We start from the raw sequence: 26,290 nt of genomic DNA, 5'->3' as shown, positions 1-26,290 counted from the left end.
CTGATCAACGTTTAGCGTTTAACGTTGAGAATTTCAAGGTAAAGCATTAATAAATGTGCGGCGCTCCAACTAAAATTATTTGCCCCTTGTACCGCGCCTGTTTCTGGGTTGTAGTTTTCCCTTATAGCTCCTTTCTTGCTTAGTCCTTCAGCGTTGACCAGTAATTTGCTTATTAGATGTTTTACGTGGGTTTGATAGCCGTAGTTGTCTAGCGCGATTAACCCAAAATACACTTGATCAAGCCATACACGTCCACGCCAATAAATATCGGGATCATAAGCAGGGTTTGATAGTGATGCCGTTCCAAGTGGAATTTTAGTATTAAACTCTTGCTCGTTTAGCATTACATTTTTTACTTTTTCGGCTTTGTCTTTATCAGCTATGTTTGCCCATAATGGACTCCAGCCTTCAGGCCCTCGACCACGTTTGGTTAATAACTCACCGTTGCATTTGTTGCTAGTTTTTCCGTTGCTCTTTGTTATTTTTCTATCATAGTAAAAGCCCGATACGTCGTCGAAAAAGCATTGGTTAACTCGCAGTGCTAAAGCATTGGCTGAGATCTCGTAATGTTTCGCGAGCTCAAATTGTTGAAGCAATGTTGCCATTTTCGACAGCAGTAATTTTTCATGAGCTAAATACGAGTTCAGCTCTACGGATTCTTGATTGATAGAAAAACCCAGTAATTGGCCTTGCTCATCTCGGTTTTCAAAAAATTCGACTTGCCAGTCTTTACGGGCTTCTTTGATATCTCCTTGGTAATGATTTCTGGCGTAGGCGTTTAGTTGTTCGTTGGTGATAAAGCCAAATCTTGCGGCATTGTCCATGCCTGACTCCCACGCCGCACCATGCTGAACACCAATATCGATATCGTTGTAGTTCGCTTGAGCAATTATTTCCTGATATAACTCTATTCCAGTGCACTGATACCATGACTGCTCTATTAGTTGACAGGGGGTTAAAGCGGCTTTTGTTGCTCGATCTGGCGTAGTGTATTGCACTTTGAACTTAAGATTGCCTTGCTCATCATTATGGTAGCGATGCTTTGTGGCGCCATATTCTACAAGGCCGTTTTTATTGTGGTCTCGATTCCTATACCACCACTGATGATAACGCTGAAGTTTGGGGAACATTTCCTCGATGAAAGCTATATCGTTAGTGGCCAAGTAAACTTGCCATACAGACCAGCTAGCCAGTGGTGGTTTAGTGTTTCGCTCATTCCAATTACCACCATCACCACCACGAGGAAGGTCTTTGTTGTAAAATATGGCATCAATTACCATGCCTTCATCTTGTGGCCTTACAGCATCGGTTGACGCTATTTGATAGTCAAACATGGCTCTTATATTGTCTTTTGCTGTGTCACCATTAAAACTTGCCATGGCATAGGCGTGTTTCCAACTGTCCCATGCCCAAGTACCATTAAACCACCTTGCAGTGACTGACGGGGTAACGCTGTCATGTAGTAAGCTGCCGGCGGCACTGCGCCAATTTCCCGTTAAGGTCTCAATCGACTTAACCGCTATTTTAGTGTGTTGTGGATTAGTGTTTTTTGTATTGGTTAACGACTGTAGGTAATTTTGCCACCTGAGTTTTGTTGCATTGATGTGCGGCGCTGGGGAACTCAGTATGTTACTGATAAGTGTTTGCTCTTCGTTGGCTTCTTGTTGAGTATGGAAGTAGCTTTGGGTGGTAAATAAGGTTAATTCATTATTGGCTAAAATGTCGACTTGTGCTGTGCTGGTGTAGCTATGGTTGTTTGAATCAACTTTACTCTTACTCGCGATCGAGCGTTTTATTTGAAATTGAGCGCTGTCACTGGTTAATGCATTCCACGTTGATCTCACTTTACTAAAAGCGATAACAACGCCATCCTCAGCAGGTGATAGTGTTCTTGTCCAATTTGGCATCGTCCGTTCGACAGAGCTTTTATCATCCCAAGCGGCTAGCAATTTGCCTTGCCACCTAAGCTGCAACGACAGAGGTTTGCTAGTTTTGTTCTCAAAGTGCGTAGTCACTAGCGCTGTGCGGTTGCTGACGTAGCGTAATACCAGCTTAATGGACAACTGTGGGAATCTATATTGCTGAACAAGTGCTCCAGGTTGTGAATATACTTCAGCTTTTGCTGTCGCAAAATCAAATGCCTTTTGTGTTTTATTATCAACTACGCTTAGCTGCTCAAACGCGTTGGAAATAAATAAACCATACTCTTGAGCGATTACTAAAGGCCCTGTGAATGTGCCATAAGTATTTTGGTTATCAGGTAGTAAATAACCATGCCATGCGCCTAAGTCAAAAAACGGGTTAAATTGCTGGTTGCCGTATTTATCGTAGTCTTTGTGTTTAGTAGGATTGCCTGTGCGATCAATCACATTTCGTAAGACCAAGCTATCGGGGTTTATATGGCTAGGTTTGGGTAGCTCAGTATCAGGTGCTAAATGATCTTGTTTAGCATGTAGACCTAATGGAACGGTTAGCCATAACCCCAAAATATAGGCCATTCGAACTGGGTAAAACCTTCGTTTCATTAAAATTCTCCACACTGCTTTGTCTATTTTACTCGCGCCAATGTACTCAATCTTTTTGATTCTATCATCGCGCAATTAATTGTCATTCTTCGAATATACCAAAATAAATAGCATTTTTACCACTAATATTATTTGTATGATAAATATTGTAATATGACTTTTGTCGATATAGTATTGACGTGATCGATTATAAAATCGGCAGATTATACACATAACAATAAAACATGATTTGGCGAGTTATTACCCGATAGCGCCGCCATCGGAGAGTTTACAATGCACATTAAAAAGCCAAAGCTCAAATATCTATCAATGCTGATAATGCTGAATTTAGGGATTGCTAGTTCAGTAAATGCGGCAGATTTGAACGATAAAGAGAAAGCAGAAGATGAAACTGAAGTGATCACAATTAGTGGTATTCGCGGAAGTTTAATTAAATCACAAGATATTAAAATGGATGCAGATACCGTTGTTGATGCTATTACGGCGGAAGATATAGGTAAGTTTCCAGATCAAAACGTTGCCGAATCATTACAACGCATAACCGGCGTTTCAATCGACCGTAAAGGCGGTGAAGGTCAGTTAATTACTGTTCGTGGTATGGGGCCAGAATTTACGTCAGTACTCCTTAACCGTAGAACATTAGCGACAACCAGCGGTGGCCGTGCTTTCAGTTTTGACATCTTAGCGTCTGAGTTAATCAGTGGTGCTGAAGTACACAAAACACAGTCGGCACATTTGCAAGAAGGGGCGATCGGTGCAACAGTTAATGTTACAACGCTTAAACCTTTTGATATTGATGGTTCAACATTGATCGGTAGTGTTAAAGCACAATACGATGATATGACCGAAGATACTAAGCCGCAGTTTTCTGGTTTATACAGTAATACCTTTGACGATGATAAATTCGGCGTTCTGTTCTCATTCGCGCATAGCGAACGTAAAAGCCGCTACGACTCTGCAAATACTGCATATTACTGGCATACCGATTTAACCATGGATGACGGAACGTATTACGATGATGTTTATTTTCCTCAAAACTATGACCAAATAGCACAAACGGAAGAACGAACGCGTACAGGCGGTACTGCTGTATTTCAATATAAACCTAACGATGATTTAGTGTTTACTGTTGATGCTTTGTATTCAAAATATGATGTTGAATACCGTCAGGATATACTGGCGCATTGGTTCACTAAAAGTCAGTTGACTGACGTGCAACTTGATGAAAATGGCACATTGGTCAAACTTTCAATGGGCAAAGGTAGTAACAGTGATGTAATGGTTCGCCAATCAGAAACATCAAATGAGTTGATGGCCTTTGGCTTTAATGCTGACTGGCAAGTGCAAGATGACTTAAACCTCAACTTTGATGTGAGTTATTCGGAGGCAGAATCTGATCCTAAAAAGGGCTCAACTGATACTGTTGCGTCAAGGCCGGGTGATTATACTTACGACCGTACTTCTGGACAATTGCCTGAATTAACGTTTGATCGAACGGACTCTACAGCTGGCTTAAAAGCAGGGTGGGGAGAACGATTTGGATCAGTTCGTAAAGATGATGTACTTGAGCTTAAAGTTGATGGTATATGGACCGTAGATACAGGCGCGCTGGCAAAAATTGGCTTTGGCGCAATGATGTCTGATCGTACGTTATCAAGTAAATACCAAAGAACGACTAGACCAATGCCTTGGTTGTGGGGTGATAACAGCACGCCAATCTGGTTACCTGAGAGCATGTTTAGTGAATATGACGCAGACGGCTTTTTATCAGGCGGTAGCGGCTCACCAGAGCAAAGTTGGTTAACGTTCGATTCTGAAGATTTCTTTGACTACTTAACGTCAGATGAAGTGATCGCGATGATGGACGATCCTGAATATACCCGTCAATTAATTGAAGAAAATGAAGGTCATACCATGCATCAAGTGCCATGGACCTATGAAATTCAGGAGGAGCTAAAAGCAATTTATGCTGATTTCTATTTTGATGGTGAAGTAGCCGACATGCCTTGGACAATCACCACAGGTATGCGCTACGTAGAAACAACCAGTACGGCTGATGGTTTTGCTATTCCGTTACTTGACCTTGAACCGTCTACGTCTAAACCAGGTTTTGTGAATGCTATAGAAGGTGATGATTATACACCCGTTACGGTAAAGCATACCTATGACAATTGGCTGCCAAGTGTAAATGCCAAATTAGAAATTACTGATGACATTATTGCGCGCTTTGCTTATTCACGAAGCATCACTCGACCAGAATTAGACGAAATGTCACCAGAGTCTGGTTATGGCGGTGGCGATGTTAATAACTTAACTGGTTGGGGTTCAAATCCTAAATTAATGCCATTTGAGTCTGACAATTTAGATTTGGCCTTGGAATGGTACTACGATGAAGGTAGTTATGCGGCTGTAGCGATGTTTACTAAAGACGTTGATGGTTACTTAGCTTCAGACGAAGTCGAAGAAGTTGTAACGGTGCCTAGTGGTACATACAACTACAAGATTTCTCGTCCGGTAAATTCAGACGAGGCAGAAATTGAAGGCGTTGAGGTTGCTATTCAGCACATGTTTACTGGCCTACCTGCACCGTTAGATGGTTTAGGCTTCATAGCAAACAAAACATTTGTTGATAGTGAATCAACGGCTGATGATGAAGACAACCCATTACCATTAATTGGTTTAGGTGATTCAGCGAACTTTATCTTATTCTATGAAAAGGACGCTATTCAGTTCCGCGTTGCTTACAACAAACGTGACCGCTTTATGCAATCAAAGCCACGTTCATGGCGTGACGGACATTATGTTGATGATTACTCACAAGTGGATATCAGCGGTAGTTACGACATCAATGAAAACTTCACTGTTTTCTTTGAAGGCATTAACGTAACTAATGAGCTTTATACAACTACAGCTAAATACTCGAATCAGTACCTCGATATTACTGAAACGGGCGCTCGTTACTCTGTAGGTATACGTGGTTCATTTTAGGGTGTAACTTGCAAAAGGATTTGCATTTTTTATCAGGTGCTAAGATTTTACGTGCCTTAGCACCTTTTTTTTAAAGTGACGTATTTGAAATTACAATCATGACTAAACTACATATTTGGCTTCGAGCTGAAACTAAACCAGATGAACAAAGAACTGCGCTAACACCTGAGGGGGCAGCGACTTTGATTGAAGCTGGTTTCAAAGTGACCATTGAGCGCTCTTCTCAAAATATTTTTCAACAGCATTTATATGAAGCGCTAAATGTTGACATAGCCCCACCGGGCAGTTGGGTTAGTGCCCCCCAAGATGCCATTATTTTAGGCTTAAAAGAGTTACCTGAAGATACTTTCCCACTGATTCATCAGCATATTTATTTTGCCCATGCTTATAAAGAACAGGCTGGTTGGCAGGCGTTATTGTCACGATTTAAATCAGGTGGTGGAGAGTTATTTGACTTAGAATATCTAGTCGATGAGCAACAAAGACGAATTGCAGCGTTTGGTTATTGGGCAGGTTTTGCAGGCGCGGCATTATCGGTGCTCGCTTGGATTAATCAGCAAGAAGATACCGCCAAAGAACTCACTAATATTTCATCTTATCGTGACAAACAGCAACTACTTTCAGAGCTAGGGAATGGTTTAGCAACATGTATCAACAAACCTAAAGTATTGGTGATTGGCGCTAAAGGCCGAAGCGGCAGTGGCGCGGTTGACCTAGCAAAAGCATTATCGTTAGAGGTTATTGAGTGGGATTTGGCTGAAACGAAAAAGGGTGGACCTTTTATTGAAATCAACCAAGCAGATATATTCATCAATTGCGTGCTTATTAATAGGGACTTACCGCCATTTATTACCCATGAATTGCTACGCAAAAACGATAGAAAACTATCCGTAATTGCTGACGTTAGCTGCGACCCTTACGGTAGTTATAATCCATTACCCATTTATCATCAATGTACAACCTTTAAAGTGCCTTGCTTAATACTTGATAAAGTAAACAGGCTTGATTTAATTGCAATTGATCATTTACCTTCATTGCTACCTAAAGAAAGTAGTGAGGACTATTGTCAGCAGCTACTGGTACATTTACTGACCTTAGCCGATAATACTCAGGGTGTGTGGTCACGTGCACTCGCACTATTTAATGAAAAAACCAAAGCAATATAGAATTAAAGAGACACTATGAAAAATACTATCCATTGGCTAGGTGCTGGACTTTCTTCTGCCCCTGGTATTAAAGAACTAGCCAATAAAGAAACGCCGTTAATTGTTTGGAATCGTAGTTTAGAGAAAGCTCAACGAACATTAGCAGATAACACCATCGATATACGTCAATTAGACTGGGAAGCATTAACCAAGGTGGTTAAACAAGGTGACGTTCTTGTCTCAATGCTGCCAGCAACGTTACACACTAAAATTGCTGAGTTTTGTTTGGAGAAAAAGGCACATTTTGTATCAAGCAGCTATATTTCACCAGAAATGGATGCGCTAAACAATCAAGTAAAATTGGCGGGGCTGTGTTTTGTTAACGAAGTAGGGTTAGACCCAGGTATCGATCATCTTCTTGCTCACTTGCTAGTTGATAAGTATCGCCAAAGCGCTGAGTTTTCGCCACAAAATCATCATTATTTCCGCTCATACTGCGGCGGTTTTCCTGCCGTGGCTAATGATTTTAAATATAAATTCAGCTGGTCTCCATTAGGGGTGTTAAAAGCTTTACGTTCTAAAGCGCAATGGCAAGAAAATGGTCGCCTAAACACGTCAAATGCGCCATGGGAAGCGTTAAGTCGTTATGAAGCACAGTTATCAAATGGCAAAGAAGTATTTCAAGCGTACCCTAATAGGGACTCTCTGCCATTTTTAAAACAGTATCATTTTGGTGACGATTGGGATGTGCAGCAGTTTGTTCGAGGGACATTGCGTTTAGACGGGTGGTCAACTGCTTGGCAGCAACTGTTTGATGAAATTGCGACGCTAACCGGCGAAGAAGGTGAACAGCGACTGTGTGCGCTAAGCGAAGAGCTTGAAGCAAAATACAGCTATCAAGGTGGAGAGCCTGATAGGGTGGTGATGTGTGTTGAATTAGAAATTAGACAAGCCGGTAAAGCCGTTTGGCATCAAGGGTATTATCTTGATAGTGAAGGTGATAAACGAGGTCAGGCTATGGCTCGTCTTGTTTCACTACCTGTGAGTCTTGCGATTGAATCTATCATTAAAGGTGAAATGCCATTTGGCGTAACCGCCGCACCAGATGAGCCTGAGCAAATTAATGCTTGGTTAAAGTCACTGGAAGAACTCGGTGAAACCATTGTTCATAAGGACTATTTGAACTAATAAAAGCCCCGCTTAACATCGACGTTGAACGGGGCTTTTTATTAAGCGACAATTTTAATAGCAGCTAAGGGAGCGCATAAGGTGAGCTGGTGGACTTAAAAATCCAACTTACCCATCGAGACTTACATGGATAAAAACAATAAAAAATCAGCTTCATTATTCGATGCACTTTTCCCCATTGCCATATTGCTAGTGCTACTTGCATTAGCGGTCTATTTTTTTGGTAATGATTCATCGTCAGGCCCTAATCAAATAGCGCTAATTTTATGCGCAGGTGTTGCCTGTTTGATCGGTTTGAAAAATGGCTACACTCGTCAGGAAATTGAGGAGGGGATAGTCAAAGGCATAAGTCTGACCTTAGGCGCTATCCTAATTTTGCTCGCGGTCGGCTCTCTTATTGGTACGTGGTTATTGGCCGGCACGGTACCGACCATGATCTACCTCGGTTTACAGATAATAGACCCTCAATATTTTTATGTAAGTTGTACTATTCTTTGTGCGCTTGTCGCGCTGTGTATAGGTAGCAGTTGGACTGTCGCAGCAACCATCGGCGTTGCATTGATGGGGGTTTCTGCTGGGTTAGGTGCATCGGCACCCATAACAGCGGGTGCTATTATTAGCGGGGCCTATTTTGGTGATAAATTATCACCACTATCTGATACGACCAACCTTGCTGCAGCGGTCTCTGATACTGAACTTTTTACCCATATTAAAAATATGCTTTGGAGCACAGTACCGAGCTTTATCATTACTTTGGTGATATTTTTCTTTTTAGGCTTAAGCAGCGCAGAACAGGAAAGTACCAGACAAGTAGAGCTGTTATTAACTAGCTTAGAAAGCGAATTTCATATTGCTTGGTATCTTTTATTACCATTAGTTGTCACACTATTTTTAGCGATGAAAAAAATGCCAGCCTTTCCCGCCATAGGTATCGGGGCATTGGCTGGCGCAATTTTCGCTATATTCTTTCAACAGGATCTCATCGTAGATTACGCGAACGAAGGCATGCCCGTTATTGAAGCGAATATTATGGTGGTGTGGCAAGTGATGTTTGCTGGCGTTGCACTTGATACTGGCAATGAAATGGTCGACGATTTGCTCAGTGGTGGTGGTATGGCATCGATGCTCAATACCATTTGGTTGATCATTTCGGCCATGGTATTTGGCTCGATCATGGAAAAAGTGGGTTTATTACAACGCGTTGTAGAGAGCTTACTCAGCGTCACGAAAAAAGCAGGCTCGTTAATTTCCACTACGATTGTTACCGCCTTTGGCATTAATTGTATTTCTGCGGATCAATATATTTCCATCGTGATGACCGGCAGAATGTATAAAAATAACTATAAAGAGCGTGGGCTGAAACCCGAGAATTTATCTCGAGCTATAGAAGACGGCGGTACAGTGACTTCTGTACTGGTTCCGTGGAACACTTGCGGTGCGTATATGCAATCAGTTTTACTCGTTAGCCCGTTAGAATTTGCCGTGTTTTGTTTCTTTAATTGGTTGTCACCGTTAATTGGTATAACGTGTGCGCTTGCTGGCTTTAAAGTGAAGACCTTACTTGTTCCCGCTAAGACAAGTACTGTGCCTATATCGAGTTAACTTTTAAAGGTTTGTATTAGCCTTCTAAAATGACAAAACTGATTCAAATAATTTTCTAAGGTAAATATTGAGAGTTCTCAGTAATTCGCCAGTGCAATGATGTACTCTCTATAATGTATTGATAGTAATGAATAAATTGATTTTATGACTTTGGGATATTACTACGAATGCTCAGTAATAACTCTGTATTTGTTATTTAGCATAGTTATCGTGAATTTAACAGGTTGAATTATTTGATTTTTCTGATAATTTAAGGGAAAAATCGTAGACGGATATTACTGAGACGTCTACATAATATACTGTTAACTGGCTTACTATTTGCCATTATTTAGGTTAAGGATAAAGAAAGAATGGCAAATCAAAAGTGGTATAAAAACCCGGAAATGATAGTTGCTCTATCAGCATTATTGATCGGATTGGTTACAGCTTTTACTTCAATTTATTCAGCTTACGTTGACCGTGAATATGCTAGATCTTCAGTTTGGCCTAGGTTAGAAATATTTAGGAGCGTTAGTGGAGATTCATTTAGCTACGGCGTGAGTAACAACGGTACTGGGCCTGCACTAGTGCAGTACGCGAAAATTTATGACGGTTCAAAATATATAAAAATGTGGGCGGATATAGAGCTATTTAGAAATATTAGGCAATCACATATTGGTAACCGTACATTACCTCATCAAAATACTATTACTCCAGTTGTATATAAAGGTGAAAATGTAGAAGAGCTTGTAAGTCTTGATAATTCAATACGTATAGAGCTTTGTTATTGTTCAATTTACGAGGAGTGTTGGATCATAGATAGAGCTAATCAACCTAAAACTGTAGAAGCCTGTTTTATCAATGATGAGCAGAGGTTTTTACAATAAGTAGCCAGTTAACAAGTCGTTATAGCTGGACAGTGGCCTTCGTCCACTTTAGTGGGCACCACCTCATCACAGTGAGGAGGTTAAATACCAATAGATAGAGCCAAACCGCCAATAGATTGGAACCGCTACTTCTGTAATTTCATAGATGTATAAGCATTCGATGAAGGGCGTGCTGTTTCAACTGATTTTTAAATACAGTTGTTAATATAATCCAATACTACGATAACAGGCGTTTTCAAGCGCGAAGTTAAAAATATGCCATCGAATATTGGACAGGTGATAATGTAAAACCTGTAACGCGCTACTCTGTTGCAAAATAACTCAATAGCTAGATTGAAATAGGCGCCTAATGGCGCCTCATTTTTCTTGCTTAATCAAGATCGGCGAGTGTAATTAGCGGAAATGAATTAGCTCTAATAGGTGTTTAAGGTCCACGATCAAGCTCTGTGCATTGCCTCTAAATAGGCAAATTATTGTTGGCTTAGTTCTTTTAATCCTAGCTCAAGCACGTTAATAAATTTATCCGCATCAGATTGAGTAAAGGCGAGCGGCGGTTTTATTTTTAATATATTGTAAAATGGGCCTTCAGTGCTTAGTAGTATTTGGTGTTGTTTGAAGAACTCAACCAACCACGAGGTTTTCTCGGTTGCGGGTTGTTTAGTGAGCTTATCTTCAACTAGTTCAACTCCAATGAACAAGCCTAAGCCACGAACATCGCCAATCAACTCAAAGCGTTGCTGAAGTTGTTTTAGTTTCTCTTGAAAATAGTTCCCTGTGTTTAGCGCATGTTTTTGTAAGTTTTCTTGCTCAATCACATCAAGTACAGCGTGTCCTATGGCACAAGAAACGGGATTTCCGCCAAAGGTGTTGAAATACTCCATACCCGTGACAAAAGCGTCGGCAATGGCTTGTGTGGTAATAACTGCAGCCATGGGGTGGCCGTTACCAATCGGTTTTCCTAAAGTGACGATATCAGGGGTTACGTTTTGCGTCTCAAATGCCCACATATGCGTACCCACTCGGCCAAAACCTACTTGCACTTCGTCGGCAATACAAACACCGCCAGCAGCTCTAACATGCTGGTAAACTGAGGACAAATAACCGTCAGGCATAATAATTTGGCCAGCGACTCCCTGTAGTGACTCACAGATAAAAGCACTTGGTTTTTTGCCTGCTTTAGCTAAGTTTTCAAGTGTTTCTTTAACACTCCTTGCGTAGTTATCCGCGGTTTCTTGAGTATTCCCTTGAAACTTTCCTCGATAAGGGTCTGGCAAAGAAACAGTATGAACATAAGGTTGTTCACCTTCACCGCCTGGGCCATTAAACTTATACGGACTGGCTTCGATACAGGCATTGGTATTGCCATGATATGCGCCATCAACCACCAAGAGCTCTTTGGACTTGGTAAAACAGCGAGCAAGACGAAAAGCCAATTCATTGGCTTCACTTCCTGAATTTACAAGCATACAAACGGACAACTCATCAGGCATTGTCGATAGTAGCTTGTTTGAATAATTAATGATGTTATCGTGTAAATAGCGTGTGTTAGTGTTTAATTTTGCTAACTGTTCTTGACCGGCGGCAACAACTTTAGGATGACAGTGACCTACGTGACAGACGTTGTTAACCATGTCCAAATAGGGCGTTCCTTGCTCATCGTATAAGTACGCGCCTTGGCCTTGCACTATTTTCAAGGGAGCTTGGTAACTTAGGCTAAGTGTTTTGCCTAAGTGTTTTTTTCGGTAGTTTATGATGCTGTCTTTTGATTGCCCCGTATCAACGGGTAAATGACAAGCGCCGCGCAGTTGACACAAAACGGCAAAAGGATTTAACGCTTTTAGTTGCTCAAGCAAATCCCATGCGGGCTTAATTGAAACGAGTAAATAGTCGTTATCTGGTTGCTGAGAAAACGCCACCGCACCATTACAGACTGTCGTACATAAACGTAATGAGATTAAAGAGAGCAAGACTTCGAGCTCAGCATCTTGTAAAGGACGAACTTGATAATAACTAGCAACGATTGTTTTAAGTACGGTAAGCACGTCGTACGTTTCGTTTTTCTCGTTCATTAATGCATACGCACATGCTATGGCCAATTCATTAATGATATGGCTGTGAACCATGTCGCCAAAATCAATTAGCCCTGCAATTTTTGATGGTGCAGTTTTGCAATCAATTAGCAAATTGTAGTCGTTAGCATCGTTATGAATAACCCCTTGTGGAAGGTGAGTCAGTAACGGTAAAGTTTGTGTTTGATAACGTTTTAAATAATATTCAACGAGTTCGCGTTGTTGGTTATCAAGTATATGCTTTTTGTTCATGCATATACGATAACCTTGTGCTAAATCCCACTCCAAATATCGATAAGCACCTGCATGGTCAAAGTCAGCTAAGGCAAGGTCAATTTCTCCAATGAACTTGCCTAAATCAGACCACAGTTGTGGCGTATGCGTTAACGATGGCGCATCAACGTAAAAGTCTCCCGGTAGATAGGTTAATACCCGCAAAAAACAACATTGTTGGTCTTTTACTATACGTAGTAATGATTCATTATTTTTGTTAACAAGCGCATGAGGCACTGCACATTCTTTGGATGCTAAATGTGCCATTGCAGCGTTTTGCATTTCTAGTTCAAGTCGTGGTTCGTCAACGTTGGCAATTTTTACTATGTATTGATTACCATTTTCGCAATTGAGTCTGAAATTTTGATCACAATAGCCGGGTAACTTTTTTAATTCGCCGGATAACTGGTACTGCGCTGACAGTATCGTTAAGAGCTCGTGGTCAGAAAATTCAACAGGGGTTAAAGTTGTCATTGTTTATCTCTTCGGGATTGAACGAGCTAATTTACTAACGGTTAATTTATTTTTATGTAAATCGGTAACGTTAAACGGTACCAGAGTAAAGCCATATTGGTAACTCTTTGCCGGTATTGTGTATTCTTTATGAACCAATCGGCCCCAAGATGTATCGCCACCTACGCCCATTTGTTTATGGTCAATATTAAGTGTAACCAAGTTGCGCATCGGCACTTCGGCGCCTCTTTTTGTAGTCACTGGCACTAATCCAGATGCTGATGCTGAGCCATCTTTTCCTGCGATAAAATCAATGTCACTTTGCCTGTAAGGCCAGGCACTGGTGCTTAGGGGGTTATCACCAACGGCAACTATACCTGTTCCTTGTTCATTTTTAAGGGCAACCCAACGGACATCTGTTTTGTTTGCATTTTCCTGTGGGCGCGCATAGTGGTGAATTTGATCTTTCACAGCGTTTTTATATAGAGAAACTTGTGCTGATGTTTTTCTGTCGGCATAGCTTTCATGTGGACCTCTGCCATACCAAGAAAGCTTTTGGAAGCTGCCAGGTAACGTTAGCTGCATCCCTAAGCGTGGGATATTGGGTAGTGTTTGTCCAGTTGTTATCTGTAAGTCATTTAACACATGAATCTGACCCGAGTGATTAATACTGTATTCAACAGCATAATGTCCTTTGAATGCATCACTTGTGTATCGAACACTGACATTAAATCCATCGGATAGAGACTTATAACTGATGTTTTCAAGCTGTAAGCTTTCTGCTGCCGTTTGCCATATTGCAGCCCAATTTTGCATACCATTACCTAAATCATTATCGGTGGGGGCACGCCAAAAATTTGCTTTCATAGGTGATTTCAATAATGACTTGTTTTGGTGTTGATACTGGGTAAGCCAGCCTGTTTTCTTATTAAATCCTATTTGAGTTTCACCGTTATCAAAACGAAGCATTTGTTCATTGTCTTCAGTCATCTTGACTTTGGTTTTCGTGACTTGGGTTGGTGCTAATTCTAAACTGACCGGCAGTTTAAACTGTTCAAACGCTAACTCATGACCACTATTTAGCAATCCGTCTGGCTCACGTAATACCGCACTAAGGGTAATGAAATATTCTTTGTCATCACTCTGAGGAAGTTTAGGTAATGAAAGCGATATTGCTTTTTTACTGCTTGGCTTTATTGCAGGTAAGGGCTGTTGACCTTTTGCAAAAGTCTGACCATCCACTTCTATTTTCCAACGTAAATCAAACTGAGCCAAATCGATGAAGTCATATCGGTTTTCAACAATAAATTCGCCACTGGCGCTTGCTTTGTCATGGAAACGCACGGCTTGGTACACCTTTTTAACTTCAAAGGCATGAGGGTGTGGTTTTCTATCTGGCGTCATTAAACCATTATTTAAAAAATTACCATCGCTCGGTAGAGTGGGGTGAAAGTCTTTTCCATAAGCCCAAAACCTCACACCGTCTTCATTAGTATATTCGAGAGATTGATCGACCCAATCCCAGATAAAGCCACCTTGTAGTACGTCATACTTTTCTATTGCGTGCCAATAGTCTTTTAGGTTGCCGACAGAATTCCCCATCGCATGAGCATATTCAATCATAATGGCTGGGCGTGTCGGGTTTGATTTCGCGTAATTAACTAAACGTTCAATTGATGGATACATCGGTGCGAAAACGTCAGTGTAATGTTCTTTCTCGGCTGGCTCGTATTGCACTAATCGGCTGCTATCATTGTCTTTCAACCATTGATAGGTTGCCTCAAATATCTTTCCTTTTCCGGCCTCATTTCCCAATGACCAAATAATGATCGAAGGGTGGTTTTTATCACGTTCGAACATTCGTTGAGTTCGATCTAAATGAGCTGGTAACCAACTCATTTCATTGCCTAGCTGAGTTTTGTCACTAATGGCGAGAGGATGAGATTCAATATTGGCTTCATCAATAACATAAAGACCATATTTGTCGGTGAGTTCGTACCAATAAGGGTTGTTTGGGTAATGACTAGAGCGTACGGCATTAATATTGAACTGTTTCATTAATTTAATGTCATGTTCCATCGATGCTTTGCTCACAACGTGGCCTCGGTGAGGATCAGTTTCATGGCGATCTACGCCGCGAATAGTAATCGCCTTGCCATTGATGGTGAGCTGGCTATTAACGACTTCTAAATGCCTAAAGCCAATATCATCACGAATAGACTCGATGACCTCTCCCTGCTCATTCTTCAAATTGATCAATAGGGTATACAGGTTTGGTGTTTCTGCTGACCAAAGGGCGGGGCTATTTACTTTATCCGCAAGCGAGACTTCGGTTGATGTATTTTCTTTTAACTTAAGCGTTTGCTGTTGAGAAAGTAAAACTGACATATTATTTCGTGGGTCGAGCAGTTGTAGCTCTACCGTTTGAATTGATGTTTTCTGTTCAAAGTTTTTCAGCGTAATATCGACGGCTAAATTACCCTGTGTAAATTTATCGTTTAGTGTTGGTTTTGCGTGAAAGTCAAAGATATGCTGTTTAGGGGTAGCATATAAGTATACGTCGCGTTCGATACCCGAAATGCGCAACATGTCTTGGCTTTCTAAATAACTCGCGTCTGTCCAGCGGCGTATTTGAAAAGCAAGCAGGTTGTCGTCTTGTGTTACGTATGAGGTGAGGTCGAACTCAGCTGGGGTCTTTGAACCTTGGCTAAAACCAACTTTCTCTCCATTTAGCCATACATCTAACGATGATTTTGCGGCGCCGACATGAAGAAATATTTGCTTATTTTTCCATGATGCAGGTAAGGAGAAGGCTTTGCGGTAAGAGCCTATAGGATTGTAGTCCTTTGGGGCATCAGGCCATGTTGTTGTGAAAGGGAAACGTTCATCCAGATATATCGGGTAACCAAAACCTTCTGTCTCCCAATTTCCCGGTACAGGGATACTTGACCAGCTTGTGTCGTCAAATGAAGCTTGCTCAAAACCTTCCGGTTTGTTCTTTGGCGAACGCTGCCAATCGAACTTCCAAAGCCCGTTGAGTAATAGAAAATTATTACTTTGTTCTTTGTTATTTGTGAGTGATTCATAGGTTGATTGAAATGGAAACAGTGTCGCGTGCGGATCTTCTTTGTTAATAGCAAAAACTTGGTGGTTTTCCCACGGCGCACGCGAATCGGTATTTTCTTGTGCGCTTGAGGCAAACGCCAATAAAGCAAAAGGAATTGCGGTATATAATTTCATTCTGAATGTTCACTCAATATACAATACTATTTATAATACAAATATAAAAACTGAGCGCAAGTTATTTCTATTTTTGACTAGATTATCGGGCCAATTAGATAGTGCAATTAGCATGAGACTCATTTATCATACAATTAACAATAAGATAGAGTTAAAACCACAACATGCAGCCATCACACCTTAATTTAACCCAACAAGTTGTACATGAATTGGGTAAAAAGATAATGCAGGGTAAATACAAAATTGGTGATAGCCTGCCATCTGAAGCTGACCTGTGTACAGAGTTTAATATTAGTCGCACGGCAACGCGTGAAGCGGTTAAAATGTTAACAGCGAAAGGACTGATCAGTTCTCGCCCGAGACAAGGTATCAAAGTTGTTGATTCTAAACATTGGAATCTGTTTGATGTAGATGTTCTAAATTGGATACTCCTTGGTAAGCCCGATTTATACTTACTACGACATTTTTTACAATTGCGACTAGCGATTGAGCCGGAAGCCGCGTTTTTAGCAGCGCAATATGCACAAGAAGCTGATTTAAAAGCAATTGAAGAAGCATTACTTAGAATGAAAGACGCGACTAATGGTCAAGACGATACGCATGAAGCGGACATAGAGTTTCATCAGAGTGTATTAACGGCAAGTAATAATCCGTTTTTTATTCAATTAATAAATTTCATCACAACGGCACTTAAAGTCAACATAAGGTTCACTAATCGCATGATCCCAGTAACGATGGAAGAGTATCAAGCCCATGTTGATATTTTTGAACATATCAAAAATAAGGAAGCCCAAGCGGCATTTGATGCGGCATTACTGACTCAAAAAGCTACTGTTGCGATTGTAAATGCACAAATTTCCGAGATGGAAAATAAGACATCTTAGATAAAGGCGTATTTACTAATGCCGACTATAAGGCCAGTTAAAAAGGGTTGCATAAACTTTTGCGTTATTAATGTGAATTAACGATTGCGGCGACTGGTAATGAAATTGTTGCAGTAACGCCTTGCACATCAACACGGTTTTGTAGATTCAATAATCCACCATGATTAGACATGATTTGCCGACAAAGGGTTAAACCTATGCCGCTCCCTTGAGGTTTTGTACTATAAAAGGGGACAAATAAGTTGCTTTGGTTAGCGATGCCTGTACCGAAGTCATGTATGTGGAGGTGAAAATATTTGCCTTCTTGGCTGCAAGTTATTTCCAACAAGTTAGCAGCAGTTTGTTGCATTGCTTCATGAGCGTTTTTAAATAGATTAATTAGCACTTGCTCTAATTGATTTTTATCTGCCTCAATCCAAATAAGGGATAAAGGCTCAGTGTCTATAGAGAAATCAACTTTTGTGTCAAATAAGGCTGCAATCTTAGAGAGTACATCAAGTAACGAGAATGCACTTTTATTAGGTTGAGGTAAATGGGACAGTTGGCTATAACTGGCGATAAAAGTACTTAAAGATTCTGCTCGCTCATTAATGATGCTGACGCCGTCATGGAGTGATGTCCTGTTTAATGGTTTTGTCTTATCCTTGAGTTTTTGTTTCATGGACTGGCTAACACTGGCTATTGGTGTCAATGAATTATTCATTTCATGGCTTAATACCCTGAGCAAGCTTTGCCATGCTTTACGTTCTTTTTCTAGCAACAAACGTTCTGCGCTAGTGATCAAATAGAGCTGATGACGTTTACCTTCACTTAAAAACGTTTCTTTAAAAAGAAAATGCTCGCCTTTAAGTTGAGGATGCAAAAAATCAACGATGCCTGTTTGAGACTGATGAATGATTTTGCCTATATCAAATGAGTCAAGTTTAACGTTGTGATGCTCATTGATATTACTCAAGATCAGCTTCTTAGCTGATAAATTAGCCATAACAATGCAGTTTTTCTCGTCAACGGCTAGTACCATGGCGTCCATTTGCTCCATGATTTTTTCTAATAGCTGGCGACTTTCCTTAGCTTCAATTTTATGTTGTGCAAGAGTGTCGGCCAGACTATTAACTAAGCAGAGTAATTCTTGAAATGCTTGATTGGTTTGCAAACGTCCCCTTAACGAGTAATCTCCACCAATCATTGATTCGAGTATATTGGATAAGGTTCTTATTTGTTGCTCAGCGCGTTGTCGGCTGTTAATGATGACAAAACTGCAAAGCAGTATTAGAACAATAACAATAAACGTGATCAGGTAGGGTGAGGTATCCGCTTTATACAACGAAAAGCTGGTGATAATAATGCTAGGAATACAAATAACCCAAGCCAGTTCATTATGATCTGACGCTTGTGCGCTTTTCCTTTTCAATGTGCTTATAAAGCGATTAAGCCAAGCCATATTTACTCATGCGTCGATAAAATCCGCTTCTACTTAACCCTAAAGATTTTGCTGTTTCAGAAGCATTACCTTGATAGTGCTTTAGTCGATTGATTAGTGCTATCTGTTCAATTTCTTCCATGGTCAGATTCAACTTCTCAGCCCTGTTTTGGGAAATGTTTGTATCCTCGAGCAATAAATCACGTGCAGAAATTGTAGGTTTTTTGCAGGTGAAGAGGAGCTTTTCCATCAAATGGCTTAATTCTCTGATATTGCCGGGCCAGCTATATTGTTGTAATGATTTAGTCGCATCTTCGCTTAATGCCGGAGTGGTTACATTATATTTAACGCTAAAATTGCTCAGAAAGTAGTTAGCTAATGGGACAATATCTTCTTTACGTTCACTTAATGAAGGAACGCGCAATTGTATTGTGTTTAATCGATAATATAAGTCTTGGCGAAATTTTTGTTCACTGATCGCTTGTGGTAAATCGCAGTTTGTCGCTGAGATTATGCGTACATCTGCATGTTGTACTTTGCTGCTGCCGACCACTTCGTATTGTTGCTCTTCTAATACCCTGAGTAATTTTGCTTGTTGAGCAATAGGAATATTGGCCAGCTCATCTAAGAACAATGTGCCTTGCTCTGCCATTTCAAAGCGGCCAATGCGGCTTTCCTTGGCATCTGTGAAGGCACCTTTAACGTGTCCAAACATTTCACTTTCAAAAAGGTTTTCAGGGATAGCGCCCATATTCACGGCAACAAATGAATTATCTGCTCTTGAAGAAAGTTTATGGACATAAGCAGCAAGCATGCTTTTACCCGTTCCATTATCACCGGTTAGCAATATACTCATGTCGCTTTGAGCCAAATCTGACAGGGTTGCTAGCAACTGTTTCATTGCCGGGGATTGCGCGATAATACTGTCTTGAGTTTTTGGATGATTTTGCGATTTTAGCAAACTGTTTTCTTGGCTTAACCGTTTTAGTTTTTTATTGGCAACTGCTAACTTCAATTGAGTACTAATTGCTGTAATTATGCGTTCATTGTTCCAGGGCTTTTGGACAAAATCTTTAGCACCAGCTTGCATTGCATCTACGGCAATGTCTATAGTGGCCCAGCCGGTCATGACAATAATGGGCAGTGAACTGTCGAATTGTCTGATTGCTTCAACCAGTTGTAAACCTTCAGTACCAGAGGTGGTATCTTGTTGAAAATTCATGTCCAGTAAGACTAAGTCAACTGCGGTTTGTTTTAGGTTATCTAACACCGCTTGTGGCGTCGTTACGGTAACGATATCGAAATTTTCTTCTGATAAGATATATTTCAAACTAGCGATAATATTCAAGTCATCATCAGCTATCAGTATTTTTTTGTTTTTCACTTAGTGTTTAACCTAGGTATACGTGGGATTACGATAGAAAATATCAATCTTTAATGCAAGTTATGTTGCGTGCAGAATTTTGTTAGCCGCCATATAAGCGGCTAACAAACAACACATTAATAAAGTTTACTCGTACCTTAATGCTAAACTAGGCTCCATCTTGACTGCTCGCGTGGTAGGCATAAAAATGGCAAACATCACAACCACAGACAAGGCGGTAACCACGCCAATCGCCAATATAAAGTAGAAAGACACAGGGAAAAGCCCTAGGGTAAAATTATGAAAGCCATACGCCAGCAATGCAAATATGACCAAAGCGAGTCCTAGACCAATGATGAGCTGTCTAGCGCCTTGCTTTAAGAACATGTAGATAATGTCCCTATCGCTTGCACCTACAGCGCGTCTAATGCCAACTTCATGAGTACGTTGGGCGACTGCATTTGCAGTTAAGCCATAAATACCAACCATTGCCAATAACAGCGCGATAAACCCAGTACCAAAGGTAATATTGGATAGTAATTTCATCGACTCTCGCATTTTATTTCGGTTATTAATCGCCGGTTGTACTTGAAACGTTAATTCGATATTCCGATCGACTTTGAACATGGCTTGATAAAATATCTCTTCAACGTTTTTGGCGTTGGGCAAAACATGATAATAAAAAATTTGAAATGTACTGGCGAATTGTAAGCCAGACACGTATATCTCGTCTGCACTGTCTAGTTTGCTAAATAAGGTGCTTGGATTCATTCGATCGGTAACAACACCAACGATATACAACTGCTCATCTTTATCGTCTATCGTAATAGTAAAGTCCTTTTCTAACGGTGACTCGCCGGGCCAATATCTATTTGCCATTGACTGACTGATGATTGCTGTTTTGCGACTGCCCAACTTATCGAGCCTTGAAAACTGGCGACCAGCCACTAAGTTTACACCGACTGTAGACGTTTCACCGATCACACTGATGGTATCAACCAACGGCTTGTCTTCTTCCGCGCCGTAATCAAGCCCTGTGATGGTTAACTTCATTGAGCCTATCCAATTATTAGTAACAACATTAGTCACTTGAGGGTGCTGTTTTACTTGTTCCATTAATGTTTGAATTAGCGCCGTTTGCTGTTCAGGCTGAGAGTATTTGTTCTCAGGAATAGTCATACGTGCAGTGATAACGTCAGTATAATCATCACCTAACTCCAAATTAATGAACTTATGTGCAATAAACCCTGAAATAGAACCGATGAGCATTAATAGGGCCACTAGAAACACTTGTGTTGTTACTAAAATTTTGGAGATGCGTCCTGCTTTTTTACTTTTTGCACCTCGGGTACCGTCTCTTAATGCTAGATTAATGTCTTGTCTGGCTGAGCGCCAGGCAGGGAGTAATGACGACAGAACAATGGTGACTAAAGTAAACACCACTGCCATCATCACGGTTTCGCTGTCCATGCCCCAATGCCACCAAAAGGAACCGCCACTAGGCAACCAAGAGTGCAGTAATATCTCGGTATAATCTAATGCCGCTCCCACAAGCAACAATGATAAGATGCCGCCAATAATTGAAATGATGATCCCTTCCCACATGAGTTGACTAACCAAACGGAAGGTGGTAGCTCCCAGTGCCGCTCGTATAGCGGTTTCTTTTTGACGTTCTACCGCTCTAGCCAATAATAAGTTACCCACGTTGATACAGGCGAGTAACATGATTAACCATGAAACGGTATTTAAAAATGCGAAAACAACAGTACCTTGCCCACCCGTTTGTGCCATTTGAAAGGTCATGATCTTTGCTACTTTATCCACGTCGGGTAAATCGTATAGCTTGATATTATTTTGATGCACTCGGTTTATTGCTTGGCTAAGCTCTAGTTCGGCCTGGGCTAAATTAACTGAGCGTTTAATTCGGCCAAATGCGTAATAACTATCTGTCGATTTGGGTGTTTCATTAAGTACGTCATCTGATAGAGGCAACCAAAGCTGCTCTTTGTTTGGAAAACGATAGCCTTTAGGCATAACGCCAATGACGCTAGTTACTTGCCCATTGAGTATTAGGGTCTTCGATAACACATCTTCATCACCATTGAGTTCATTTTGCCAAACTTGGTAACTGATGAGTGTCACTGGCTCCGCGCCTATTTTTGTGTCGTCGGCATTAATGGTGCGTCCGATAATTGGTTGGGTGCGGCTAAATTCAAAAAAACCAGCTCTTACATAACTTCCGTCTATACCTTTGCCTGACTGCTCGATTGACAATCTGATATCACGATTAATGTATATACCAAACTCAGAAAAACTAGTCAGTTGGTCTTTTACATTAGCGTATTCATTCCCGGTTATTAAATCGTATTGGCCATCTTTAAAGACCGAAACAGACATGGCTGTTTCACCTTCAGGTATGGGTAGGGCTTTGTATACAACAGAATAGAAAAATGAAAAGGTGAATAAGCTAATAGATAACCCGCCTATTAACACTGCTAAGGTCATCGCCGTAAATTTAGGTGATTTGTAAAGCAGGCGAATAGCGTACTTAATATCGATTAATACTGACATGGTGGTGCTCCTATCCCGCTACTAGTTCAGGTATTTCTTTGGCTAAAGTAGCTGGACTATCGAGTTTTTCCTTAGTTTGTGGGTTGGCATTGTCGGCAATAAGTCTACCATCGAACATTTCCAAACAACGGCTAGCGCGCTTCGCCGAAGCGGGGTCGTGAGTCACCATACAAATGGTTGCGCCATCTTGATGTAATTGATCAAAGAGCTGCAACACTGCTTCAGCGTTAGCTGAATCTAAATTACCTGTCGGCTCATCAGCAAGGATAATGGTTGGGTCATTTACTAAGGCCCTTGCCACCGCGACGCGTTGCTGTTGTCCACCAGAAAGTTGAGAGGGGTAGTGATTTTTTCGATGGGACATTTGTACTTTTTCCAAGACTTCATTCACCTTATCTAAGATCGCTTGTTTTGATAGTCCTGACTGGTAAGTTAACGGCAGCATGACATTTTCAACAACCGTGAGATCAGAAATCAAATTAAATGACTGAAAAACAAATCCAATTTGTTCGCTTCTAATTTTTGCCCTTTGATCTCTGTTTAATCCCGACATATCGGTATCGTTGATTAGGTAGCGACCTTCTGTAGGTGCGTCAAGTAAACCAAGTAATGACAGTAAGGTTGACTTGCCACAACCTGACTGTCCGCTTAATGATAAATATTCACCTTTATTGATGGTTATGTTGATATTATTTAGCGCGCGCGTTTCAATTTCTTCCGTTAAAAAGGTTTTGCTGATATTGGTTAGTTCAATCAATGCCGTCATTTTGTCTCTCCGTAATATTTGTCTATTATTCAATGTCATATGCACATTTAATATCAGTTAATCATTATTTCGTTATGTTCTTGCCAACTAGAGGTGTCTGAGATGATCACGTGATCACCAGCACTTAATCCTGAAATTATTTGAATTTGGTTGACCGAACTTTGTCCTAAGCTAACAAGATGCTTTTGGGCGAATTGATTGTCACTGGACAGTTTGTACAAGTTAGTCTGACTAAAACGAGGTGCAAAAGCAGGGCGCTTCAGATACAGCGCGTTTTCAATGTTACTGATTTCGATGTTACCGTCGACAGTTAGATCTGGGCGTGCTTCTTGTGGTAATTCGCTCGTTAGCGCTACATCAACTTGTACCATTCCGCCATTCACGGCAGGATCAATTCGGATCACTTTGCCAGATATTTGGCTTGTTCGAGTATCAATAATTACTAATTGATCTATAGCAATGTCTCTCACTTTAACTTCTTGAACTTGAAGCTCGGCAAATAACGTACGTTGATCTGCGATTAACATGACACTATCACCGACTTGTGCTCTTTCACCTAACTCAAGTGATACGGTTTGTACTACGCCGTCTGTTGTAGCTTTTATCGTCAAGGCACTTACCTGATCTTTAATGCGTGAGTGATTGTTTTCTAATAGGCCAAGGCGAGCATTATGAGCCGTTTTTGTAGCTGAAAGGTTAGCTTTCATCTTCTCGACTTTTTCTATCTGAGATTGCCAGTATTGGTGTTGTTGTTTAACTGTCAGTTGACTACGTTGATAATCTAGTGCTGACACCGTGCCATTTCCTTGTTTAAGTAATTGGGTTTCCGCATCAAGTTTTAGTTTGGCGCCTTGATAACTGTAATTTGCTGCCAATACTGTGTTTTCAAGATCGACAAGTTGTGACTCTAGGGCAACATAAGATGCGTGGCTTTCTGCTCTGGTTGCAGCTAGATCCCACCGAGCCTGTTCAAGTGAACGATGTAATTCAGGGTTAGACAATTGCATCAGAATTTGCCCCTTGGCGACATGCGTGCCAGCTTTAATGAAAACCTGTTCAACACGTCCTGAAACTTGTGAAGATACCCAACGTATGTCTTGTGGTTTTAATACGCCAGTTGCTCGCACATTGACGCGAAAATTGCCTTGCTCTACCGTGGCTGTGAGCAATTCATTTCTTTGTACAATATATGATGCATCACCAAGTATGCTCTTGACGACGTATAGGCTAACAATAACCAAACTAATGGCGGCTACATACCAATACTTGCGCCACCAAGGGGCTGAACTACTTTTTCGTACGACATCCATAATTTATCTATAAACCTATCTAAGCTTAGTTATTGAAAAATAGTTACAAGTAGCATGCCGATTTGGTTAATTGCTGATATTTATGAATATTATTGAATTAGCGGCCAGCTCAGTAATATAGGTGTGTCGATATCGGGACAGTTATATAGCGATGGTTTCGCATAATTGCGACACATGAGATAAACAAAGTAAATTCAAAATATACATGAGACAAAACCATTCTTGGAATGGTGCTACATATATTGTAGCATTAGGTAATCAAAACAACTGATAGGTGGTATATGCCATTACCCATTCCAGGTACAAGAGTTCGAGGCTCCGCCACGGGTAAGCCTATTATGGCGTTGCTTGATTTGCTTGGCCGAACATGGGGCTTAGGGATTATTTGGAATTTGAGCGAAGGTCCCGCTACATTCAGAGAGCTTCAACAACGCTGTGAAAAAATATCACCGACACTATTAAATACCCGATTGAAAGAACTAAAAGCGTTGCAGCTAGTTGAGTTACATAAAGAGGGATATCAACTATCAACATTAGGGACACATTTGTTTGAGATTGTATTGCCGTTAGGTGATTGGTCAAAACAATGGGCAAATCATCTAAGTAAGGAAGTATTGCAGTGAATTTACCGTATACCCATATGCCGTTAGAGCGCTGTACTAATGAGAGAAAGAATAGCGCATGGCTTAAAAAGCAATTTAATCATAAAGATACCGTATTTTGCCTAATTAATGATGGAAAAAGTTTTTTCGCTAAAGAGTCAGTTGAACCACTTTTTATTGAAAAGTCGAAATTGGCAACATTGAACTTAGACAGCTGTATTTATCTAGGGAAGAATAGTGATCACACCAATAATTCAGGCTCCTTTTTTGCCATTGACTTTAATAAGCTTAGGTTTTCAACTCAGGAAGAGTTGATGGAAATAGGCCAGTGGTTGCCTTTACGTCAAGCAACCCCATTACTCAACTTACTTGATGCTGCTATTTTGGCCTTAGCTAAAGGGCTGGTGCACTGGCACAACACGCATCAGTATTGTGGACTTTGCGGTAATATGAATCGCTCGACAGAAGCGGGTCATGCAAGAAAATGTACTAATTGTCGTAACATGAGCTTTCCTAGAACGGATCCCGCTGTAATTATGTTAGTAGAGCGCCTTTTCGAAGACGGCATTCCGCGATGTTTGCTTGGTCGACAAGCCAGTTGGCCACAAGGTGTTTACTCAACTTTGGCTGGTTTTGTTGACCCCGGCGAAACTTTAGAACAAGCGGTCATAAGAGAGGTCGATGAAGAAACACACGTTAAAGTGGAAAACCCTGTTTACGTAACTTCGCAGCCCTGGCCGTTTCCTGCGTCAATCATGTTGGGATTTGTCGCTACAGCAACGAGTCAAGATATTGATGTTAGTCATGATGATTTAGAGCAAGCGCATTGGTTTACCAGACAACAACTACAAGAATTTGCTGATAATAAAAATGCTGAAAACCAGATGGGATTCAAAATGAGCAGTGGTGATTCGATTTCTTCGTTTTTGATCAACGCTTGGAAAGATAAAACGATAGGACAATATTAGTCGTTGTATAGTCTTTAGGTAGATTAAATAGTTTATAAAGAGGCTAGCTATTACCGT

At 40.8% G+C, this 26,290-nt stretch carries 16 protein-coding genes; 8 read left to right on the top strand and 8 right to left on the bottom strand.

Features of this window, described 5'->3' with window-relative positions:
• Positions 1-11 precede the first annotated feature (11 nt).
• Positions 12-2,525: an alpha-glucosidase gene (gene ygjK, locus QUE03_RS10580; protein ID WP_286261191.1), complete on the bottom strand. Its 2,514-nt coding sequence runs from the start codon at positions 2,523-2,525 to the stop codon at positions 12-14.
• Positions 2,526-2,798: 273 nt separating this feature from the next.
• Between ygjK and QUE03_RS10575 the strand changes: the two genes are divergently transcribed.
• The 5 genes from QUE03_RS10575 to QUE03_RS10555 all read left to right on the top strand — a co-directional run bounded on the left by QUE03_RS10575 (position 2,799) and on the right by QUE03_RS10555 (position 10,314).
• Positions 2,799-5,513, top strand: coding sequence for a TonB-dependent receptor (locus QUE03_RS10575; protein ID WP_286261189.1), 2,715 nt, complete (start codon positions 2,799-2,801; stop codon positions 5,511-5,513).
• Positions 5,514-5,611: 98 nt separating this feature from the next.
• Complete coding sequence (locus QUE03_RS10570) at positions 5,612-6,679, top strand: saccharopine dehydrogenase (RefSeq protein ID WP_286261186.1); 1,068 nt, start codon at positions 5,612-5,614, stop codon at positions 6,677-6,679.
• 15 nt (positions 6,680-6,694) lie between these two features.
• Positions 6,695-7,846, top strand: a complete 1,152-nt coding sequence (locus QUE03_RS10565) for a saccharopine dehydrogenase family protein (RefSeq protein WP_286261184.1) — start codon at positions 6,695-6,697, stop codon at positions 7,844-7,846.
• 126 nt (positions 7,847-7,972) lie between these two features.
• Positions 7,973-9,448: a Na+/H+ antiporter NhaC gene (gene nhaC / locus QUE03_RS10560; protein WP_286261182.1), complete on the top strand. Its 1,476-nt coding sequence runs from the start codon at positions 7,973-7,975 to the stop codon at positions 9,446-9,448.
• A 350-nt stretch (positions 9,449-9,798) separates the two neighbouring features.
• On the top strand, positions 9,799-10,314 hold the full coding sequence (locus QUE03_RS10555) for a hypothetical protein (protein WP_286261179.1): 516 nt from the start codon (positions 9,799-9,801) through the stop codon (positions 10,312-10,314).
• Between the two features lie 470 nt (positions 10,315-10,784).
• On the opposite strand, the gene QUE03_RS10550 is transcribed toward QUE03_RS10555, so the two are convergent.
• Entirely contained in the window at positions 10,785-13,130 is a 2,346-nt protein-coding gene (locus QUE03_RS10550) for an aminotransferase class III-fold pyridoxal phosphate-dependent enzyme (protein WP_286261178.1), read from the bottom strand.
• A gap of 3 nt (positions 13,131-13,133) precedes the next feature.
• The gene (gene lacZ, locus QUE03_RS10545; RefSeq protein WP_286261177.1) at positions 13,134-16,349 is read right to left on the bottom strand and encodes a beta-galactosidase, LacZ type; all 3,216 of its coding nucleotides are present in this window, start codon (positions 16,347-16,349) and stop codon (positions 13,134-13,136) included.
• 164 nt (positions 16,350-16,513) lie between these two features.
• Here lacZ and QUE03_RS10540 point away from each other — a divergent pair, with 164 nt between their 5' ends.
• Positions 16,514-17,233 carry a FadR/GntR family transcriptional regulator gene (locus QUE03_RS10540; RefSeq protein WP_286261175.1) on the top strand — a complete coding sequence of 240 codons (720 nt, stop codon included), beginning with the start codon at positions 16,514-16,516 and terminating at the stop codon, positions 17,231-17,233.
• A gap of 67 nt (positions 17,234-17,300) precedes the next feature.
• Here the strand turns inward: QUE03_RS10540 and QUE03_RS10535 are convergent, their stop codons facing one another.
• From QUE03_RS10535 to QUE03_RS10515, 5 genes are all read right to left on the bottom strand, one after another.
• Positions 17,301-18,674: a sensor histidine kinase gene (locus QUE03_RS10535; RefSeq protein ID WP_286261172.1), complete on the bottom strand. Its 1,374-nt coding sequence runs from the start codon at positions 18,672-18,674 to the stop codon at positions 17,301-17,303.
• Positions 18,661-20,037: a sigma-54-dependent transcriptional regulator gene (locus QUE03_RS10530; protein ID WP_286261169.1), complete on the bottom strand. Its 1,377-nt coding sequence runs from the start codon at positions 20,035-20,037 to the stop codon at positions 18,661-18,663. The genes QUE03_RS10535 and QUE03_RS10530 overlap by 14 nt, the downstream gene beginning before the upstream one ends.
• A 126-nt stretch (positions 20,038-20,163) precedes the next feature.
• Complete coding sequence (locus QUE03_RS10525; RefSeq protein ID WP_286261167.1) at positions 20,164-22,587, bottom strand: FtsX-like permease family protein; 2,424 nt, start codon at positions 22,585-22,587, stop codon at positions 20,164-20,166.
• A gap of 10 nt (positions 22,588-22,597) precedes the next feature.
• Positions 22,598-23,353, bottom strand: a complete 756-nt coding sequence (locus tag QUE03_RS10520; protein WP_286261165.1) for an ABC transporter ATP-binding protein — start codon at positions 23,351-23,353, stop codon at positions 22,598-22,600.
• 53 nt (positions 23,354-23,406) lie between these two features.
• Positions 23,407-24,663, bottom strand: a complete 1,257-nt coding sequence (locus tag QUE03_RS10515; RefSeq protein WP_286261163.1) for an efflux RND transporter periplasmic adaptor subunit — start codon at positions 24,661-24,663, stop codon at positions 23,407-23,409.
• A gap of 281 nt (positions 24,664-24,944) precedes the next feature.
• On the opposite strand from QUE03_RS10515, the gene QUE03_RS10510 reads away from it, so the two are divergent.
• Entirely contained in the window at positions 24,945-25,286 is a 342-nt protein-coding gene (locus tag QUE03_RS10510; protein WP_286261160.1) for a winged helix-turn-helix transcriptional regulator, read from the top strand.
• Positions 25,283-26,233 carry an NAD(+) diphosphatase gene (gene nudC, locus QUE03_RS10505; RefSeq protein ID WP_286261158.1) on the top strand — a complete coding sequence of 317 codons (951 nt, stop codon included), beginning with the start codon at positions 25,283-25,285 and terminating at the stop codon, positions 26,231-26,233. Before QUE03_RS10510 ends, nudC begins: the two co-directional genes overlap by 4 nt.
• Positions 26,234-26,290: the final 57 nt, after the last annotated feature.

This window comes from Thalassotalea atypica (assembly GCF_030295975.1).
GTDB classification, from domain to species: Bacteria; Pseudomonadota; Gammaproteobacteria; order Enterobacterales; family Alteromonadaceae; genus Thalassotalea_F; species Thalassotalea_F atypica.
This window is presented reverse-complemented; position numbering and strand designations above follow the sequence as displayed.